The 19,478-nt window shown below is 56.7% G+C and carries 17 protein-coding genes, 1 pseudogene and 1 riboswitch; of the genes and pseudogenes, 10 read left to right on the top strand and 8 right to left on the bottom strand.

Annotated elements, in window-relative coordinates; genetic code table 11:
* Positions 1-188 precede the first annotated feature (188 nt).
* Together MUN82_RS21370 and MUN82_RS21365 are read left to right on the top strand one after the other, a co-directional pair.
* Complete coding sequence (locus tag MUN82_RS21370; protein ID WP_245093668.1) at positions 189-1,874, top strand: glycosyltransferase family 39 protein; 1,686 nt, start codon at positions 189-191, stop codon at positions 1,872-1,874.
* A complete protein-coding gene (locus MUN82_RS21365; RefSeq protein WP_245093666.1) occupies positions 1,858-2,319 on the top strand; it encodes a DUF4268 domain-containing protein in 462 nt (153 codons plus the stop codon). Before MUN82_RS21370 ends, MUN82_RS21365 begins: the two co-directional genes overlap by 17 nt.
* Positions 2,320-2,324: 5 nt before the next feature.
* Here MUN82_RS21365 and MUN82_RS21360 read toward each other — a convergent pair whose 3' ends face one another.
* Both MUN82_RS21360 and MUN82_RS21355 read right to left on the bottom strand, forming a co-directional pair.
* On the bottom strand, positions 2,325-2,675 hold the full coding sequence (locus tag MUN82_RS21360; RefSeq protein WP_245093664.1) for an HIRAN domain-containing protein: 351 nt from the start codon (positions 2,673-2,675) through the stop codon (positions 2,325-2,327).
* A 469-nt stretch (positions 2,676-3,144) separates the two neighbouring features.
* Complete coding sequence (locus tag MUN82_RS21355; RefSeq protein ID WP_245093662.1) at positions 3,145-4,377, bottom strand: acyl-CoA dehydrogenase family protein; 1,233 nt, start codon at positions 4,375-4,377, stop codon at positions 3,145-3,147.
* Positions 4,378-4,534: 157 nt separating this feature from the next.
* Between MUN82_RS21355 and MUN82_RS21350 the strand changes: the two genes are divergently transcribed.
* The gene (locus MUN82_RS21350) at positions 4,535-6,271 is read left to right on the top strand and encodes an APC family permease (RefSeq protein WP_245093660.1); all 1,737 of its coding nucleotides are present in this window, start codon (positions 4,535-4,537) and stop codon (positions 6,269-6,271) included.
* 273 nt (positions 6,272-6,544) lie between these two features.
* Here the strand turns inward: MUN82_RS21350 and MUN82_RS21345 are convergent, their stop codons facing one another.
* Positions 6,545-9,025: a TonB-dependent receptor gene (locus tag MUN82_RS21345; protein WP_245093658.1), complete on the bottom strand. Its 2,481-nt coding sequence runs from the start codon at positions 9,023-9,025 to the stop codon at positions 6,545-6,547.
* A gap of 62 nt (positions 9,026-9,087) precedes the next feature.
* Positions 9,088-9,197, bottom strand: a riboswitch (TPP riboswitch).
* 212 nt (positions 9,198-9,409) lie between these two features.
* Between MUN82_RS21345 and MUN82_RS21340 the strand changes: the two genes are divergently transcribed.
* Positions 9,410-9,646 carry a hypothetical protein gene (locus MUN82_RS21340; protein ID WP_245093656.1) on the top strand — a complete coding sequence of 79 codons (237 nt, stop codon included), beginning with the start codon at positions 9,410-9,412 and terminating at the stop codon, positions 9,644-9,646.
* Between the two features lie 124 nt (positions 9,647-9,770).
* Here the strand turns inward: MUN82_RS21340 and MUN82_RS21335 are convergent, their stop codons facing one another.
* The 4 genes from MUN82_RS21335 to pnuC all read right to left on the bottom strand — a co-directional run bounded on the left by MUN82_RS21335 (position 9,771) and on the right by pnuC (position 12,455).
* Entirely contained in the window at positions 9,771-10,199 is a 429-nt protein-coding gene (locus tag MUN82_RS21335) for a GNAT family N-acetyltransferase (RefSeq protein WP_245093654.1), read from the bottom strand.
* Positions 10,200-10,336: 137 nt separating this feature from the next.
* Positions 10,337-11,218 carry an aldose 1-epimerase family protein gene (locus MUN82_RS21330; RefSeq protein ID WP_245093652.1) on the bottom strand — a complete coding sequence of 294 codons (882 nt, stop codon included), beginning with the start codon at positions 11,216-11,218 and terminating at the stop codon, positions 10,337-10,339.
* A gap of 56 nt (positions 11,219-11,274) precedes the next feature.
* Positions 11,275-11,823, bottom strand: a complete 549-nt coding sequence (locus MUN82_RS21325; RefSeq protein ID WP_245093650.1) for an AAA family ATPase — start codon at positions 11,821-11,823, stop codon at positions 11,275-11,277.
* On the bottom strand, positions 11,823-12,455 hold the full coding sequence (gene pnuC / locus MUN82_RS21320) for a nicotinamide riboside transporter PnuC (protein ID WP_245093648.1): 633 nt from the start codon (positions 12,453-12,455) through the stop codon (positions 11,823-11,825). The genes MUN82_RS21325 and pnuC overlap by 1 nt, the downstream gene beginning before the upstream one ends.
* Before the next feature lie 100 nt (positions 12,456-12,555).
* On the opposite strand from pnuC, the gene MUN82_RS21315 reads away from it, so the two are divergent.
* The 4 genes from MUN82_RS21315 (at position 12,556) to MUN82_RS21300 (ending at position 17,486) form a co-directional block, all read left to right on the top strand.
* Positions 12,556-12,879, top strand: coding sequence for a rhodanese-like domain-containing protein (locus tag MUN82_RS21315; protein WP_245093646.1), 324 nt, complete (start codon positions 12,556-12,558; stop codon positions 12,877-12,879).
* Positions 12,880-13,032: 153 nt separating this feature from the next.
* Positions 13,033-15,570, top strand: a complete 2,538-nt coding sequence (gene hrpB / locus MUN82_RS21310; protein ID WP_245093644.1) for an ATP-dependent helicase HrpB — start codon at positions 13,033-13,035, stop codon at positions 15,568-15,570.
* A gap of 211 nt (positions 15,571-15,781) precedes the next feature.
* Positions 15,782-16,483, top strand: a complete 702-nt coding sequence (locus MUN82_RS21305) for a hypothetical protein (protein ID WP_245093642.1) — start codon at positions 15,782-15,784, stop codon at positions 16,481-16,483.
* Between the two features lie 226 nt (positions 16,484-16,709).
* On the top strand, positions 16,710-17,486 hold the full coding sequence (locus tag MUN82_RS21300; RefSeq protein WP_245093640.1) for a DUF2490 domain-containing protein: 777 nt from the start codon (positions 16,710-16,712) through the stop codon (positions 17,484-17,486).
* 87 nt (positions 17,487-17,573) lie between these two features.
* Here the strand turns inward: MUN82_RS21300 and MUN82_RS21295 are convergent, their stop codons facing one another.
* The gene (locus MUN82_RS21295) at positions 17,574-18,419 is read right to left on the bottom strand and encodes an oxidoreductase (RefSeq protein ID WP_245093638.1); all 846 of its coding nucleotides are present in this window, start codon (positions 18,417-18,419) and stop codon (positions 17,574-17,576) included.
* A gap of 335 nt (positions 18,420-18,754) precedes the next feature.
* Between MUN82_RS21295 and MUN82_RS21290 the strand changes: the two genes are divergently transcribed.
* Positions 18,755-19,030, top strand: coding sequence for a hypothetical protein (locus tag MUN82_RS21290; RefSeq protein WP_245093636.1), 276 nt, complete (start codon positions 18,755-18,757; stop codon positions 19,028-19,030).
* Positions 19,031-19,045: 15 nt separating this feature from the next.
* A pseudogene (locus MUN82_RS21285) lies at positions 19,046-19,264 on the top strand (GNAT family N-acetyltransferase); the annotation flags it as partial.
* Positions 19,265-19,478 lie beyond the last annotated feature (214 nt).

The raw sequence follows: 19,478 nt of genomic DNA, 5'->3' as shown, positions 1-19,478 counted from the left end.
ATTGCTGAGCTGCAGAAGAAGAAATTGCATGTGTGGTCTGTATCGTGCTACCGGAGACAGCTCTTCCTCTATTTTCTAACACGCGATGTATGCATACTCAACTCGTGCATTTTTTTGTATATAACCAATATAAAATATTACTCGTTTCAAGCAAAAATATTTTTACCCGCCTCTTTTAGCAGCATTGTATGGCTACAACTACTACGTTTTCCTCTACCACCAGTGTTTCCTTTTCCCGCCCGCGCCCTACCCAACTAGTTGCCTGGCGCGTGTTCTTCTGGTTACTGCTGGCCTGTGGCGTAGCATTGCGTCTCTTTCATTTCTTCGACAACCGCTCGCTTTGGATCGATGAAGTGTATGTGGCTAATAGTCTGATCCGGATGAATTTTGAGCAGCTAGCGCAACCAGCGTTGGAATACGAGCAGAAGGCCCCCATTCTGTTTCTATGGCTTTGCCGCCTCTCGGTGCTGCTCTTTGGCAAGCAGGAAATGGCGTTGCGGCTGGTGCCGTTGCTTTGCTCATTGGGTGCTCTGGCACTATTTGTACCTGTGAGCCGTCGTGTGCTCCCTCCCCTGGGCGCCGCCGTAGCCATGGGCATACTGGCGCTGGCGCCACCGCTAATCTACCACAGCGTCGAAATCAAGCAGTATAGTGCCGAGCTGCTGGCTACGGTAGCGGCCGTGTACCTCTACTTGCGTTACCGGGATGCAGTAGAGTGGCGGCCATTGCTGCTGTGGACCGTAGGAGGAGCTGCATTGGTTTGGTTTTCCTACGCCAGCATTTTTGTGCTAATGGCCATTGCCGGCGCCCTCAGCTTATGGCACTTGTGGCAGCGCGACTGGCAGCGCTTTTGGCGGCAGCTGGTGCCGTTTGCTGCCTGGCTGTTCAGCTTTGCGCTCAACTACTTGCTTTTCACGGGCAAGTACACTGAGTCGGGCTGGCTGGTATACTGGTTTGAAACCTTGGATGCCTTTATGCCCCTGGCTGCCTCGCGGGCTGCCGTGCGGTGGCCCTTTTACCAGCTTTATATGGCGCTCGACTACCCCCTGGGGTTGCTGTTGGACCTGCGCACAGTAGGCAGCAAGCTGCCACGCCTGGTGCTGCGCCTGGTCCCGCTAGGATGCCTGGCTATAGGTGCGGTAGTTCTATTTCGGCGGCAGCGGCAGCTATTTCTGGTATTGTTGTTTGCTATTCTGCTCACGGTAGTGGCCTCTGCCCTACGCAAGTATCCCGTGTACGAACGCCTGATTGTGTTTCTGGCGCCAGTATTCATCCTGTTTATTGCTAGTGGGTGTGCGGCCGTGGCTCATCGCCTGCATGTGGGCTGGAAGTGGATAGTACCGGCATTGCTACTGTTGCCACCGTTGGCAGCCTCCGCACGCCAGCTCGCCGACCCAGGCTTGTTTGGCGGGTACAAGAAATCGTATTTTCGGGAAGCTTTTCAGTTTGTAAACGAGCGGTACCAGCCCGGCGATGTAGTGTATCTGAACTGGAACCACATCCCACCGTACCGCTACTACAAGCTGGCCTACCCATTGAAATACAACGCCGTGCTAGGGCGCGACTACCGCCCGTCTTCGCACAATATCCCTACCTACATCAACAAAACGGCCGCCGAGTTTGCCGCCGTCACGCAGGGCCACCGGGGCTGGTTGCTATATGATGAACTGTATAAAGGGACCATTGGCGACTACGATGGCCGGCCCGCCTGGTATTACCTGGAAAGCGACACAGTGCTTTTTCAGCGGCTCAACCAGCGTATTATGACCACCACTCAACGGCCGCGGCAGGCCTCTTACCAGAAGCGTACTACGCACGCCAAACTGTTCGGCCTACCCCGTCGCCGCTCCACTCCGCATGTACAGCAAAACTGAAGTTACGCAGCTTCGGCAGGCTTTCTGGACCACCTTTGGGCAATACATGGCCCCGGTCCCCTCGGCCGAAGGGCTACCTACCAACTGGATTAACTACAAAACCGGCCTGAAGCACGTGTACTTCCGCATGCACGCTGATGGCCGGCGGGCCAGCATTGGCATTGAGCTGACCCATCCGGATGCCGGCATCCGGGAGCTGTTCTACGAGCAATTCAAGGAAGTGCGCCGGTGGCTGGAGGAGGCCACCGGCGAAACCTGGACCTGGGAGCCCGAAGCGCAGGACGCCAACGGCCAGTTTATAGCGCGCATTTACCAGGAGTTGGCGCCCGCTAACCTGTTCAACCGCGACGACTGGCCCCGACTGATTTCCTTCTTCAAACCGCGCTTAGTGGCTTTGGATGAGTTCTGGAGCACCGCGCAGTACGCATTCGACGAGTTGCGCTAAACGCCCTACCCCTTTTGCAGGGGTAGGATTACTTCCATTTCTAAGTACAGCCATTCATCTTCCCAGGCTTTGTGGGTGAGACGGCCCGTCAGTGGAAAGTCTGCATCCAGGAGGCGGGCTACGGTTTCGTTGCGGCCTTCGGGAAGGTAGCCCAGCCACATGGGTTCTGGACCAGCCGTATACACACGCACGGCCCAGTCGTCGTAGGAGCTATCGGCTTCGCGTTCCAGCGTCAGGGCTTGCCCGAGTTTCAACTTTGGCTCATAGGCTTTGAGGCCCTCGCGATGAGAGGTACCAGCAATCAGGCATTCAAGCAATACGAGAGGTGAAGCGGGGGTAGCAGGTGCAGTGGCCATAGTGGTCAGGGCATATAAATGAATGGGCTAATATAGGCGACGGATAGAAACTAAAACGAGTTGCTAACGAGAAGAGGAATTAATAAATACACTCAGTACCCATACTCCGAAGCCAACACCTAACCAAATGGGTGGCAGAAATATATAGCGTACGAGACACAGCCCACCATCACAGCCACCACCAGATGTGCTATCCAAATAACTCGCTGACACTATGCTCGCTAGTGACACCCATATAAATAACCAAACTCCGCAGCCCACAGGAGTGGTGGCCGGTTTCTGCCCCGTTGGCTGTTCAATACTGCTAACAACTCTGCTCTTAGCATCCTTACTGATTGGCCTTGGCGAACGGGTAGCCCAAACTATGACCGTAACGAAAAAGGTAAGGCCAACCAGAAATACAGCTAGTAATATGTAGTCATCCTTATTCAAGGTATCAAAGAGAAGAGAGCCTAAACCTAATCAAACATCATTTAAACGCCTGAATCCCGGTTATATCTGCCCCCGTGATAAGCAGGTGAATATCGTGCGTGCCCTCGTAGGTGATGACCGATTCCAGGTTCATCATGTGGCGCATGATAGGATACTCGCCCGTGATGCCCATGCCGCCGTGAATCTGGCGAGCTTCGCGGGCTACCTCCAGCGCCATGTGCACGCTATTGCGCTTGGCCATCGAAATCTGCGCTGAAGTGGCTTTGCCTTCGTTTTTGAGCACGCCCAGGCGCCAGGCCATCAATTGGGCTTTGGTAATCTCAGTAAGCATTTCGGCCAGCTTGCGCTGCTGCAGCTGGAAGCCACCGATGGGCTTACCAAACTGCTCGCGCTCCAGCGAGTACTTCAGGGCCGACTCATAGCAATCAATAGCCGCGCCGATGGCACCCCAGGCAATGCCGAAGCGGGCTGAGTCGAGGCAGGACAGGGGGCCCTTGAGACCTTCTACGTTCGGCAGCACGTTTTCTTTAGGAATGCGCACGTTGTCGAACACCAGCTCGCCGGTGCAGGAGGCGCGCAGGCTCCATTTATTGTGGATTTCGGAGGTCGTGAAACCCTCCATGCCGCGCTCTACGATGACGCCTTTGATGCGGCCTTCTTCGTTTTTGGCCCACACCACGGCCAGCTGGCACTCGGGCGAGTTCGAAATCCAGAGTTTGGCGCCATTCAGCAGGTAGTAGTCGCCTTTATCCTCCAGCTTCGTAACCATGCCGCCAGGGTTGGAGCCGTGGTCGGGCTCTGTGAGGCCGAAGCAGCCTAGCCACTCGCCCGAAGCCAGCTTGGGTAGGAACTTCTGCTTCTGCTCCTCCGAGCCGTATTGGTAGATCGGAAACATCACCAACGAACCCTGCACCGAAGCTGTGGAGCGCATGCCCGAGTCGCCGCGCTCAATTTCCTGCATAATTAGGCCGTAGCTGATGTAGTCGAGGCCACCGCCCCCGTACTCGGTGGGGATAGTAGGGCCAAAAGCGCCTACCTCGCCAAACTTGCGCACTATCTCCGAAGGGAAATGTGCCTCCTGGGCCCACCGCTCGATGTTGGGCGAAATCTCCCGCTTCACAAAGTCACGGATAGTCTGGCGGATGAGCTTGTGCTCCTCCGTCAGCAACCCATCGAGGTCGAAGTAGTCGGTGAAGCCGGCGGCGTTGGTAGAGCCGTGGGCGCGGGTGGCTTTGGCCTGGGGCGAGAGAATATCAGCTTGAGACGACATAACAAGAGCGGGGTGGGGTTTGATTGTCAAATATAAGCAAATGAAGTAGGGCAGATTGTTCCCGCATGCCAAGCAGATAGCAGCTGCCCGTCGAGCTTTTCCTACCCTTTACCAGCCTCCCCCCGTACACCTTCTACCCCCTCCTACGCTACACCTAATGAGCCACGAAAAAAAACTAAACGAACTGGAAGCCACCGCTATTTGTGGCAACGATATTTCCTCTTCTTGCCTATACGTATCGGCCCTGGCTATTGCGTACGCGGGTCAATACGCGTGGGTGGCGTTGCTGATGGTAGGGGGCGTTTTGTTTCTTTTTCGGCGTATTTACGGCGAAGTGGTGGGGGCCCTACCCCTCAATGGTGGTGCCTACAATGTGCTGCTCAACACTACTAGCAAGCGTAATGCGGCGGTGGCCGCTTGCCTCACTATCTTGTCCTATATGGCCACGGCAGTGATATCAGCCTCCGAGGCCATGCACTATTTGCACACGCTTTGGCACGGCCTACCCATTATTACGGCCACGGTACTGCTATTGGGCTTTTTTCTGGCCCTCACTATCCTGGGTATTTCGGAGTCAGCGGTGGTGGCAGTGGGCATTTTTCTGCTGCACCTGTTCTCACTCACACTGCTGGTAGGCGTTACGGGGTGGTATTTGTTTACGCATGGGCTGAGCACACTGACTGAGAACTGGCACATGCCGATGCAGGGCAGCTTATCGTCGGCGCTTTTCCTGGGATTTAGCGCAGCTATGCTGGGTATTTCGGGTTTTGAAAGCTCGGCCAACTTCGTGGAGGAGCAGGCTGAAGGTGTATTTCAAAAAACGCTGCGCAACATGTGGGTGGTCGTCACGGTGTTCAATCCGTTGCTGGCCCTGTTGGCCGTGGCCGCGCTACCGCTGGGCGAGGTAGGCGAGCACACCGAAACCCTGCTTTCCTACCTGGGTACCACCACTGGCGGCCCTTGGCTGGCTACCCTTATTTCCGTGGATGCCGTGGCGGTGCTCAGCGGAGCCGTGCTCACCAGCTTTGTGGGCGTGAGCGGCCTGATGAAGCGCATGGCCCTGGACCGTATCCTACCTCAGTTTTTCCTGAAAGAAAACAAGCGCCAGAGCAACTACCTTATTCTCATCACTTTCTTTCTGCTGTGTATATCGGTTCTGCTGATTACCAACGGGGAGTTGGGGCCACTGGCGGGTGTGTATACCATTTCATTCCTGTCGGTCATGGCCTTTTTTGCGTTGGGCAACTTCCTGCTCAAGCGCAAGCGGCCCAAACTGCCCCGGCCGGTGTACGCGGGTGTTGTGACGGTAGCGCTGGCACTGGTAGGCGTCGTCACGGCGTTGTACGGCAACATCCGTATCCGCCCTGATTACCTGGTAGTGTTCCTGCAATATTTCGTGCCGGCCATGCTGATTGTAGCAGCTATGCTGAACCGCACGGCCATTCTGAACCTGGTTCTGGCCGCCGCCGAGTCTTTCGCCAAACATTCGCCGCGGGTGTCGCGCCTTACGCAGGTTACCATTAAGCGGCAGCTACACGAGCTGAACCGCCAGGAGTTTGTGTTCTTTACGAAGGGCGACAATGTATCGAACCTCAACAAAGTGATGGCCTACGTAGTGGAAAATGAATTTACCAATCGCCTAAAAATCGTAACGCTACTGCGGGAAGGCGAGTCATTTTCTGAGGCCTTGCTTCGTGATATCAAAGTATTAGACCGCGCTTACGAGGAAATCGTTGTTGATTTTGTGCCGCTGAAAGGACAGTTCGGACCGGCCCTCATCGACCAGCTCTCACGAGAATGGAATATCCCCAAAAACTTCATGTTCATCGGTTCGCCCGGCGACCAGTTTCCTTATCAGATTTCTGAGCTGGGTGGGGTGCGGTTAATCATCTAAACCACGGATTCGCTCGGATTTTTCGGATTTTGTAGGTAGGAGCTATTAAACAATTTGTCATCCTGAGCATTCCGCGCATCAAGCGGCGACGAAGGACCTTCTCACGTGGGAACGAGTCGTTGTTAAGCTCGTTGGTTCTCGCGTGAGAAGGTCCTTCGTCGCCGCTTGATGCGCGGAATGCTCAGGATGACACCGTTTTTATTGCTGACAACGGCCTACTAGCTCTCGCTCACAGAATCCGTGGCATTCGATAGATCCGAGCGAATCCGTGGGCTAGAATTTCACGCCTACCGACGCCAGGAAATTGCGCGTGGCCTGTGGGAAGTACCAGTTGAACGTATCGAGGCCGCCGCTGGCACCGAGGTAGCTGTACGTATAGCCATTGGCCACGTAGCGACGGTTCAGGACGTTGTTCACCAGCAACGCCAGCTCGATTTCCTTCACAAACTTCGGACGAATGGTGTAGCGCGCCCGGAAATCGAGCACCTGGTAGGGCCTGATGCGCCGGTCCTCACTAGTGGTATTGTCGAGGTACTGACGGCTCACGGTTTTATAGAGCAGCGCCAAGCGCAGCCCCGGCAGCGGCTGCCCCTCTAGCGTGTGCGCCGATACCACATTAGGGGAGTAGGAAATAGTGCTGGTACGCGGCGCTTCTGTCACGGGCTCGTAGTTTTCGTCGTAGCTCACGCCCTGATAGCCCAGAATGCGGTTTTGGCTGACGGTGAGCGTACTGCTGAGACTAATTTGGTCATTGGCTGAGGCAAAGCCCGTTAGCTCCACACCGCGCCGGTAGCTGCGGGCCACGTTGGTACGCAGGGCCGTACCCACATCGTTCAGTTGGCCAGTGGCCACCAGTTGGTTGCGGTACTGCATATAAAACCCATTCACTTCCAGGCGCAAGGCGGTGTGTGGCCCTAGCAAGGTAGCGTCGGGTAGGGTGAGGCGGTAGCCGCCTTCCCAGTCGTTGAGGCGCTCGGCTTTGGCACCCACGTCGCCGGCGGGACGGTCGGTGAAATCAGCGCGCACGGGCTCGCGCTGGCCCACGGCAAAGCTGGCATAGAGCTGCTGGCCCTCGGCTAAGGCGAAGGTAGCGCCGGCTTTGGGGTTGAAGAACGTGTAGCGGGCACGGGTACGCACGTCGTTTTGCTCGTCCTCTATGCCATCAATAGTGTACGTGATATGGCGCACCTGCACGTCGCCGTACACGCCCAGCTTGGGTAGCACCTGCCAAGTAGCGCGGGCGTAGGCGTTGTAGTCAGTTTTGCGAGCCTCGTTGAAGTAGTAGTGCTGGCGAATGTTGCTGGTAGAAGCGTATTGCGCCCAAATAATTTCGCCGTAGTGGTCATTATCAAACTGATTCCAGGCTCCTCCCAACGTGGCTTGAAACTTACCGTCGCGGGGCTGATAGTTAAGGGCGAAAGTGCCGCCGTAGAAGTAGTTATCCAGCCACTTGCGGTCTACCAGATTGGTGCGCGTGATGGTGTCGCCGCCGATAATGACGTTTTGCAGGCCATAGTCGGTGAAGCGGCGGCGGGTACGATAGTTCTCATAATACCCAAAGCCACGGGTGAGGTGCAAGGCGGCGCCCACATTCCAGTCCTGCCCCAGTCCTTGCGACAGGTGTAGCTGGTAGTGGTTTTGCTGGTAGTTGTCGGTTTGGTTGTCGTAGGTGTAGTAGCTATAGCGCCTACCCTCGCGGCGCACGCGCTCGGCATCGGCCTCGCTCAGCTCACCATTGGCAATGTAGTTCTCCAGCAGCGCTTCGTTGCTGGTAATAGCTGGTTCGGGCACGCCGTTCCAGGCCTGGTATGTTTTCTCCCGGCCCGAGAAGGTGATGAACTTCAACAGTGTGTTCTTGCCCTGGTAGCCCGCCGCAAAGTAGTATGACTTCAAATCCGACGAGGCCCGGTTCATATACCCATCCGTAGCAATACGCGACAGGCGCCCGTCTACCGTGAAGTGATTATTAAGCAGCCCAGTGCCAAACTGCACGTTGTTTTTCCAGGTGTTGAAGGAGCCGTAGGTATTCTGGCTCTCGGCGTAGGCCTCGCGGCGCACATCCAGGGTAGAGATGTTGATGCTGGCCCCGAAGGCTGCGCCGCCGTTTTGGCTGGTGCCTACCCCCCGCTGTACCTGCAAGGAGCTAACCGACGAGGCCAAGTCCGGCAAATTCACCAGAAATGAGCCGTGCGACTCCGCATCGTTCAACGGCACCCCGTTTATGGTCATGTTGATGCCCGTGTTGCTTGTGCCCCGAATACGAATATCGGTATAGCCTACGCCCGCCCCAGCATCGGAATTCACTATTACGGAGGGCGTTTGGTCGAGCAGGTAGGGCAGGTCTTGGCCGAAGTTGCGCTTAGCTAGGTCCTCCTTGCCTAAGTTGGTGTAGGCGGTGGCGGTGCGCTCGTTGGCACGAGAGGCCGTTACGAGAGCTTCGCCGGTGAGCACGCCACCCGGCTGCAGTGTCACTGTGAGGCGTTGTTCGGTAGGCTGACCTTGTACTGTGCGCGTAATGGGGTCGTAGCCCACAAAAGTGATGTGCAGTGTGTGCGAGCCAACAGGCACGGTCGCAATAGAGAAGGTGCCAGCCGCGTCGGTGGCAGCGCTGGGCGTGCCGTCGAGTAGTACGGTGGCGCCGGGTAGCGGGGTGCCAGTGCGGGCATCTGTAATGACGCCAGACACGGGACCTTGCGCCCAGGCTACCGCAGGCAGCGCCAGTAGCGCAGTGCCCAAAACCAATACATTTTTCAAGAATGCAAAAGCAGAAAAGTGGAACGGCCCCGGTGCCAGGGGTCGGCACCACTCGGGTTTTCACGTTCGCGGATCGTCTGTTCCCTTCGCCAGCATTACCCGGATCAGGTTCAATGGGTATGATCTCAGCCATTGGCCGCCATGTGGCGGGTTGGCACCCCTAAACTATGCAGCAAAAGTAGGCGCTACCCCGGCCAGTTACAAACAGAAGCGCCCACCGATTTTTCTTTCCTCGCAGAACTGTGTATCTTGGTTAGGCGTGGGCAGAGGGGTCGAAAAAGTAGCTTTCTCCGAAAACAACTCTGTCCTAACTGCCGTTAGTTACTTGACTGACAGTAGTCTTTCGTCGTCCTTTCTCCGTCGATTTACCCACCTGCTTTCGCCATGATCAGCCTGATCTATACTCTTCTGGTCTTTGCCGTACTGGCGTATTTTCTGGTGATGCCCAAGCGGCGTTTCCAGCGCCCCCCCTACCCCGATAATGACGACGAAGGTGGCGAGCCCCTCGACGACGGCCTACCCGACCTGGACCTGCCACCTGGCATCACTCGCCCCATCAACGACTGGGAGCCCGATTATAACCGGGGCGTACCCACGCGCCCGACCGCGCCGTTGGTGTAGCGGCTGGTCTTTCCTCCGAAAAACAAGAACCCCTTCTATTGGGCTGGCTTTCTCTCAATTCGTGGCTGAAAGAGAGAGCCTACCCTCCGAAGGGGTTCTTTGCATATAAGCCGTTTGGAAAGGACTACGGCAGGCGGCGCTGCATCCGCACGTACGGAATGGGACCTTTGTAGAAAACCTCGCCCGTAGGCTGCATGTCGAAGCGCCGATAAAAATCGGCGGCCGATTGGCGCGAGTCGCACCAGAGCGTGTGGGCGCCCAAGCGTGTAGCCTCGTCTACTACCCGCGTCAGCAGGGCCGTGCCCATGCCCCGGCCTTGCCAGTCGGGATGGGTAGCAAACTTGCGGAACCGCGCCTCGCCCTGCGTATTCACAAACAACGAAATCACCGATACCAGCTCCTCGTTCACAAACGCCCCGAAATGGTACCCCTCAGCGTCCTCCGCCAACTGCACATACACCAACGGTTTATCAGGCCACAGCACCTGATGGCGCAGCGGGTAGGTTTGTTCGGGGGTGATGGGTAGGATGTGCATGGAGGAGAGAGTAGTCATTTTTCTACTGTCATCATGAGCGCAGCGAAGGACCTTATGCCCACAGAACGACCGACGTAATAACGACTCGTTCTGCGGGCATAAGGTCCTTCGCTGCGCTCATGATGACAGAGAAGAGAAGATAAAAAATGAATATTCTACTCTACCGCGATAGAATAGGCCGCGTTGAATTCCTGGCCGGGTGCTAGCGTCAGGATGCCTTCTTTCTCGGCCAGTTCTACGGGCGCGCCTACCGAGCTGGCAATGCCTTGCCAGGGCTCCACGCACACAAACTCGGCGCCGGGGCCCTTGGTCCAGAGGCCGAGGTAAGGAAAACCGTCGAAGCGCAGGCGTACGGCGCGGTCGGAGCGGTTGCTACGAACCGCAATAGCCGAGAAATCGAAGTGCTTCAAGACCAGCGCGTCGTCCTTAAACAGGTCGTAGGTGAGCGGCAGCTTCGATTGGTTGTTCATTACGGGCTCCGTTTCGCCGGAGAGCAGGCCACTTTGCAGCAGATACCGCTCAAACGTTACGGGGTGATCGAAGTGGAAGGCATAATCCTCAAACGTTTCGTCGGGCAGCAGCGGGCACCGGAACGCCGGGTGTGCTCCAATGCTGAACAGCAACTCCTGATCGGCAGTGGGGTTCAATACCTGCCAGCGTATTTCTAGGGTTAACTCGTGCAGATAGTAGGAAATCCGCAGCACAAAATCGAAAGGGTACACCTGCTTGCTCTGTTCGTCGGCACGCAGCTCAAACACCAACTCCGTTTCCGTCTGCTCGATGAGTGTAAACTCCCGGTCGCGGGCGAAGCCGTGTTGGGGCAGCTTGTATTCTTTGCCCTGATGCAGATAGGTGTCCTGCGGCAGCTTGCCCACTATCGGAAACAGCACCGGCGCATGGCGGCCCCACACGGCCGGCTCGGCCTGCCACATATATTCCAGCTCCGGTGAATTGTCGATGCGGACGAAGCTGGCCAGTTCAGCTCCTTTGGTATTGATGGTGACGCGGCAATGGGCGTTGGTAAGGGTATGTTGCATGGTTTTTCTCGTAGTGTCTCGCGGTGTTTACGCAGTATTTCGCAGTGAGGACTTTCTTACTGGGTTGAGCTAGCGCTCTGCAGCAGCGCATCCACCGCCGCTACGGCGCAAGCCAGCCGCTCAGCTGGCGGCCCGCTTACTTCCGCAAATCGGCCGGGTAGGGCGCGCAGCTCGCGCTGGTACCACGCATGAAAATACTGACGTTGCGCGGGGTCTGGGTGTTCGCGCAGGGGGTCGGGTTCCCAGGGTAGGTCCACATCGAGCAGGAGCGTGAGGTTGTGCGGGTGTTGGTGGAGGTGGTCAGTAATCCAGGCTGGGCAATGACCAAAAGCGTGCTCGGCCCAGATTTTTATCACCAGTAAATCTGTATCAAAAAATACCACCGACTTACCAGCCGCCGTTGCTTCGGCCGCGGCTGCTTGCTCAGCGACGAGCTGGCCGCGGGCAATAGCCTCTAAGTCGGGCAGCGTGTAGGCAGGGCCGTGTTGGTCGAGGTAGGCACGGGCATACTCGGGCGCGTGGGTAGTGCCGTAGTACGCGGCCAGCAGGCGGCTCAGCGTGCTTTTGCCCGTCGATTCGGGGCCGGTGAGGGCAACGCGTAGCATCAGATGGCAGGATTAGTGGTGCCGGTGGCTTGCGCTACCTGGGCAGCGCGTTTCCATTCTAGGTAGCCATATACTGCCAGCCCGAGGTACACAGCATAAAGTCCGCTGGTGGGGTAGAGTTGCTTGTGCCACAGAATAGGTACGTACAGCGCATCAACCCCAATCCATAGCCACCAGTTTTCCAAGCGCTTGCGCATCATCAGGTACTGGGCTGCCAGGCTGATGGCCGTGGTTAGGCTGTCAAGGTAGGGAATGGTATCGTCGGTATAGTGTTGCAGGTAGTAGCCAAAGCCACCTGTGAAAACGGCCGCGCCGACTGTAAGCCACAGCCACTCGTGGGCGCGCGTGCGCGACACCGTTAGCTCGGTGCGGCGGGCGCCGCCGTAGAGCCACTCGTACCAGCCATACAAGCTAAGAGCGATGAAAAAGCCTTGCAACAGGCAATCAGAATAGAGGGCACTCTGGTAGTAGACGACAATGTAAAGACCGCAGCTTACAATGGCCACCGGGAAATTCCACAGCGACTCGCGGGCTGCCAGCCATACGCACAGAAACCCCGTGACAACGGCTACCCATTCCAGCGGCGTGTTGCCGACAGCGGCCGTCCAGAACTCGTAGAGAGAATGCAGCAAAACAACGCGTGTTTGAGTGAGCACCCAACCGGGCGCGGCCAAAGCTACCGAAAGCTACCGGATGGCGCCGTATTTTTGCCCCCTACCTTCCCCGCTGCCCATGCTCCCTGATCTTACGCCCACCGACCTACACGCCCGCCAGCAACGCGGCGAAAATCTCCAGCTCATCGACGTGCGCGAGCCGATGGAGTACGACTACTGCCGCATCGAGGGTAGCCACCTGATTCCGCTGGGCGAGCTGCCACGCCGCGCCGCCGAAATTGCTACCGACCGGCCCGTGGTGCTCATCTGCCACCACGGTGTACGCTCCATGCAGGCCCTGGCGTTTTTGCAGCACCGCCACGGCCTCAGCAACTTACTCAATCTGAAAGGTGGCATCGACGCTTGGAGCCGCGAGGTAGACCCCGAGGTGCCAGTATATTAGAAGTTGTGAATCAACCCGTCTGTCCTCCTGAGCTTGCAAAGGACCTTATACCTGCAGAACGACAAGCGTATTAACGACTCGTTCTGCAGGCATAAGGTCCTTCGCAAGCTCGGGAGGACAATCAAACTCTATCAACTACCTTATTAGCATCCCGTGCTTCTCCCCGACCTCCCCATCCGCGCGGCCCTACCCGAGCTAGTTGCTACCCTCGGCCACAACGCCTGCGCGGTGTTGCAGGCGCCGCCCGGTGCGGGCAAAACTACGCTGGTGCCGCTGGCCCTCCTCGAAGCGGAGTGGATGCCGCCCGGCGGGCGCATCATCGTGCTGGAGCCGCGGCGGCTGGCGGCACGGGCGGCGGCTACGCGCATGGCGCAGCTCCTGGGCGAGCCAGTAGGCCAAACCGTGGGCTACCGCATGCGCCTGGAAAGCAAGGTGTCGGCTAAAACGCGGATTGAGGTAGTTACGGAAGTAATTCTGACGCGCCAGCTACAGGACGACCCCGCGCTGGAAGGTGTAGCGGCGGTGCTGTTTGACGAGTTTCACGAGCGCAGCCTACAAGCAGACCTTGGCCTGGCGCTGGCCCTGGATGCCCAAGCCGTGCTGCGGCCCGATTTGCGGCTGCTGGTGATGTCGGCCACCTTGGATGCTGAGCGGCTGGGTGCTTGGCTGGGCGCGCCCGTGGTGCGCAGTGCCGGCCTGAGCTACCCAGTGGAGACACACTACCTCACACCGGCGCGGGTAAGCAGTGCCAGTCGTAGGCCCCACGAGCGGCTGCAAGACCTGATGCCCGCCGTTATCCGCGAAGCCCTGGCCGCGCACGCTACCGGCGACGTGTTGGCGTTCCTACCCGGCCTCGCTGACCAGCGCCGCGTGGCTGAGCGCCTGGCCCCTACCCTTGCGCCTACCGTTGATGTACACGTCCTGCACGGCGAACTACCTCTGGAGCAGCAAGATGCTGCCCTACGGCCGGCGCCGGCTGGCCGGCGCAAAGTGGTGCTAGCTACCAGCATTGCCGAAACCAGTTTAACTATTGAGGGCGTGACGATTGTAGTGGATGGCGGCTATGCCCGCGTGCCGCAGTTTGAGCCGCGCACAGGTCTTTCTACCCTCACCACCCAGCCTGTAAGCCAGGCCGCTGCCGACCAGCGCCGGGGCCGCGCCGGCCGCCTTGGCCCGGGCACCTGCTACCGCCTCTGGACTGCCGCCGACCAGCCACAGCTACCCGCCTACCTTCCCCCCGAAATCCTGACGGCCGACCTGAGCGCTCTGGCTTTGGAACTGGCACTCTGGGGTGCCCACGATGCCCAAGCCCTACGCTGGCTTGATGCGCCGCCCGCCGCCGCGCTGGCTCTGGCCCGCGAGCTACTGGTACGCCTTCATGCACTACTGCCCGATGGTCGCCCTACCCCCCACGGGCGGGCACTGGCAGGGCTTGGATTGGTGCCGCGCCTGGCGCACCTGGTAGTGCGGGGCAAAGAGGTAGGACAAGGCGCTACTGCCTGCGCCTTGGCTGCCCTGCTCACCGAGCGCGACCTGTTACGCCCCGCCGACGGCTCCTTTGGTCCGCCCGATGTGCGCCTGCGCTTGGAAGCCCTGGAAACCGGACGGGCGCCCCTTCCTGGCCTGCACCCCGACCACGCCACACTGCGCCGCGTACGCGAAGCTGCTACGGTACTGCGCCGCCGCGCCGGAGTAGAAGCCGCTCCGTTGGAGCCCGACGCGGCCGGCCTGCTCACCGCCCTCGCCTACCCCGACCGCCTCGCCCAGCGCGAGACGCCCGAGCGCGTGCGCATGGTGTCAGGCCAGCGAGCCACGTTGCCAGCCGAGTTTTTCAGTGCCAGCGACGCGTTTTTTGCCGTGGCTACCCTGGATGGCGTGGCCGCTCAGCCGCGGGCCGGACTGGCCGCGCCCATCAGTCGTGCCGAGTTGGAACAGCACTTCGCCTACCTGCTCGAAACGCGGGAGCAAGTGCGCTGGGACGATGCCGCCGGCCGCGTGGTGGCCCGCCGTACGCAGCGCATGGGCGCTCTGGTGCTAGCCGAAACCGCCCTACCCCAACCAGCTCCTGAAACGGTAGCCGCTGTCGTGCTCGACCATTTGCGGGCGGAGGGCATCAGCCGGTTGCCATGGACCGAGGCGGCTACGCAGGTGCGGGAGCGGCTAGCGTTTCTGCACCACCTACGGCCGCAGCAGTGGCCTGATGTATCAGATACGGCGTTGCTGGAAGCACTGCCCGAGTGGCTGGGGCCGTTTCTGGATGGCGTGCGATCCACCGCCGATATCAATAAATTAGACCTCGGCGAAGCGCTACTGAGCTGGCTGCCCGATGGTTGGGCGCAACGCCAGGAGCTGGACCGCCTCGCCCCTACCCACCTGGAAGTGCCCACCGGCTCCCGCATCCGCCTCGACTACCACGACGCCGCCGCGCCGGTACTGGCTGTGCGCTTGCAAGAGGTCTTTGGCCTGCTCGATACCCCTACGGTAGGCGGCGGCGCGGTGTCGCTTACGCTGCATTTACTCTCCCCTGGCTACCGCCCGGCCCAGGTAACGCGCGACCTACGCAGCTTCTGGACCAGCAGCTACTTTGAGGTGCGCAAGGAGCTGCGTGGCCGCTACCCCAAGCACTATTGGCCCGAAAACCCTTTGGAGGCACAGGCCATCCGTGGCACCAAGAAACAGAACGGACTATAGTTCAATACGTTTGCGGCTTACTGTCCCGACGCCAGGTAGATACATGGTATAGCAAGAAACGTTGGAAGTGATGCTACTCAACGCAAGTCGTGGAACCGCTATGCGGCTCTCCCTCAACTTGATGTGAATAATATTAATTAAACCAGATATTTTGGCATTACAGTTGAACTTGCTGATTTGATTGACCTCTCCATTTTTCCAATCTTCTCGCATGTTTAAATCTTACGTACCCGCCCTTCTGCTAACAGTTGCCGCCGCCCTACTGAGTCGCCAGAGCGTTGCGCAGTACACTCCCACCAAATGGGAGTTTTACTTTGAGGCTGGTCCCAAAATCAGCGACTTCCGCACGACGGCGTACGGTGGTACATACAGCCCACAGTCCGCTTCGCCTATCTTTTCGGATGCAGATCGAAAAATAACGGTACGGAATACGTTTTCGGGCTTCATGCAAGTGAAGGCCTTCAAACCCCTATCGGAACGCATAGTACTGGCGGGTACGCTGGGGCTGGATATGCAGCACCTGAACTACAAAACCGGCTATACTCAAACGGTAATCAACGACTACATAACGAGTTACGAACAGGAGCACATCAGCCGCCTGCTCACCCGCGCCCGCGCCGATTGGGGCATTTACTACCGGTTCAATTTAGGTACCTCTGCCCACCTGATGCCCGGCGTAGCGGTGGGGCAAATGGTCAACCTCAGTCAGGATGGCTACAGCTACACCTTTATCCAACCCGGTCTCTACTTCACCAACAACCGGCTGCTGCTGTCGGCCACTGTTTCCGATACGCCCTACAACGTGCTGATTCCGGGCGCCTCCCGCTTCGAAGGTGAGCTCAATGGTCCTTATACTTATGATGCAGAATACCGCATCCGGGAGTTTCAATTGAGCGTTGGCGCGAAGTTTTAACCTATTCCTACCCTAAGGAAGTAGCGCCGCGCGATAGTTGTACCTCCGTGCTACCGTGGTTGCGCTGTTTAGAAGGACGCTGTTTGCGTCACCTACTGCATATGGTAGAGGCGCATGCGTGCGTCTCTCCATCATTCCAACTACCTTTTTAGCCAACGCGAACAGCCTGCCCAGGAATCATCTTACGAAGTTTACGTATAGGAAATATTTGCGTAACCTTTACTTAATGCAGCTTTCTATTCGCCTTTCCCGCAGCGTACTCCTTCTTTTGAGTATGCTACTAAGCGGCCTTACTACCAGTTTTGGCCAGGTGCCGACTACCCCAACCCGCCTTAACGACCCCAACTTCAACGCTTGGCTGATGTTTTTCAGCGATGCGCGCCTGAGCCAGCGGTGGGGAGTGCATACCGAAGCGCAATGGCGGCGCTACCAGGGGGTGCGCCGTCCGCAACAGGATTTTGTACGAGCCGCTGCCAATTATTACGTAAACGACGCTTTGATGCTTTCGGCTGGCTATGCCTACGCCCTCACGCACCGCTACGGAGAGCACCCGGCAGCCAGCCGGTTTCCTGAACACCGTTTGTATCAGCAGGTGCTGCTACGCGATAATTTGGGGAGAGTGCAACTACAGCATCGCTACCGCCAGGAGCAGCGCTGGGTACGTTTTGCCGGAGATGACGCGTATTCGTATCTCAACCGCTCCCGGTACCAGCTTCGCTTGGCAGTACCGCTCACGGGCACCATTATACAGGCACAAACGCCCTACCTGGCCGCCTACAACGAGGTGTTTGTCGGGTTTGGCCGTAATGTCACGGGCAATGTCTTCGACCAGAACCGTACTTATTTCGCCTTTGGGTATCAGCTTTCGGCGGCTACAGCCGTGGAAACCGGCTACCTGTATCAGGTACTACAGCAGCGCAATGGGCAGGTTTTTGAGCATAATCACACCCTCCAGCTTGGTCTTATTTATAACCCCGACTGGCGCCGTACCACAGCGGACTAAGACGCTACTCTTACCAATAAATACCCAAAAGGCCCCGCTACATCAAGCAGCAGGGCCTTTTTGGGTATTATCTACGAAAGAGGCTGTTTACTTTTCCTCGGGAAAATCAGCGGAATTGCCCAGATCAGCTACTTGCTCCAACTCTTGCACAAGCTGGGTAAATTTCTCACGAGCGCCTTTCACGGCTGCTTTGCCGATGGGCAGGTGTAGGGGTGGGTTTTCTTCGCGCACCAGATCATACATGATTTGCGCAGCGCGGTCGGGGTCGCCAGGCTGCTTGCCGCTATAGCTCTGGATGCCCTTCAGATTTTCGCCTACCGTAGCGCGGTAGTCCTCAATGTTGGTATCCACATAGGTAGCCGAGCCGCCTGCCCACTCGGTGCGAAAGCCACTGGGTTCGATATTGGTTACCTTAATACCCAGTGGCTTCACCTGTTGCGCCAGGCTTTCGCCAATGGCCTCGAGGGCAAATTTGGAAGCGTTGTAAACGCCTACCCCAGGGAAGGTCTTAAGGCCGCCGATGCTAGTGATGTTAATCACGTGGCCCGTTTTCCGCTCGCGCAGGTGGGGCAGCACGGCGCGCAGCACGCGCAGGGGGCCAAAAACGTTCACGTCGAATTGACGCTGCACTTCTTTGTCGTCGATTTCCTCGATGCTACCCAGGGAACCGTAGCCCGCGTTGTTCACCACCACATCGATGTGGCCCAACTTGTCAATGGCTTGCTGGATAGCTTGCTTTACCTGCGCCTCGTCTGATACGTCGCAGAGCACGCCAATGCCCTGTTCGCCGGCTTTCTTGGTGAATTCGTCTACCTGCTCCTGCTTGCGGAAGGTAGCGGCTACTTTATCGCCTTTTTCGAGAAGCAAATCGGCCAGCGACGCACCGAAGCCGGTGCTCACGCCGGTTATAAACCAGTTTTTGGAAGTTGCCATGAGGGGTGGAGTTGTAAGTAAAAAGTCAGCCAGACGCCATTAGATTGCGCCCGACTGACTTTTCAACTCCAAAGCACGGCAGAAGGTTGGGCCGGGCCAAAGTTCTGTTCAATAAGGCGGTTCAATCTGTAGCTGAAGCGTCAGCTCTAGCATAGTGACCTTTACGTGAAACAATGCACCAGATACCCTTATTTAACAGTCTGAGATGGACGCGGTAAAGTGACGCAGATAAGGATGTATCTTGTGGTAGCTGACAATAGCGATGCACAAACAGTGTATTGCAGCATTAATAACTACCAATATAGACCCAAACAGTAAACAAAAGTCAACTATCAATGGAGCACGAACTCACGTTTAGACTTGCAACAAAAGACGACCTGCCAGATATCATAGATATGCTGGCTGATGACAAACTTGGAGCAGCAAGAGAGAAATCATTAGAAGCGCTTTCCCTTAACTATAGCAAGGCGTTTGAAATAATTAGTGCTGATCCTAACCATGAATTAACCATTGCAGAACTAAATGGAAATAAAGTTGCCACTTTCCATCTAACCTTTATTCAATACCTGACTCATCACGGTGGCCGCAGAGCACAGATTGAAGCCGTTTGAACGAATTCAAGCTATAGAGGGCAAGGAATTGGCCAGAGAGTTTTTGAGTATGCGATAAAAAGAGCTAAAAAAGAAGGCTGTTTTTTACTACAATTAACGACAGATAAAAGAAGACCTGATGCTATTCGATTTTATGAGAAAATTGGTTTTGTAGCAACCCATGAGGGAATGAAGTTTTTTTCTATGAGTTATAATACTAAATATCTTTATTTTATTTTCAAGTTATTTTCTTAAATAAATTACGCAGCATAATAGTGTTTATAAATCATCTCTTATAGATAGTATTATTATCAAAAACAATAATATCATCAAACTAAACAATAAATAATCCTTGCTTACCATAAACAAAATACTTCTACAATAGAAATATTAGCAAAATATTAACAAACAAAGAAGCCTTTCACACCGACCCAACGAGCATCCGTGTGAAAGGCTTCTGTATTAAATG

Origin of the sequence: Hymenobacter aerilatus, from assembly GCF_022921095.1 — a bacterium.
Lineage (GTDB): Bacteria > Bacteroidota > Bacteroidia > Cytophagales > Hymenobacteraceae > Hymenobacter > Hymenobacter aerilatus.
The sequence above is the reverse complement of the archived record's forward strand: the minus strand, read 5'-3'. Positions and strand labels throughout refer to the sequence as shown.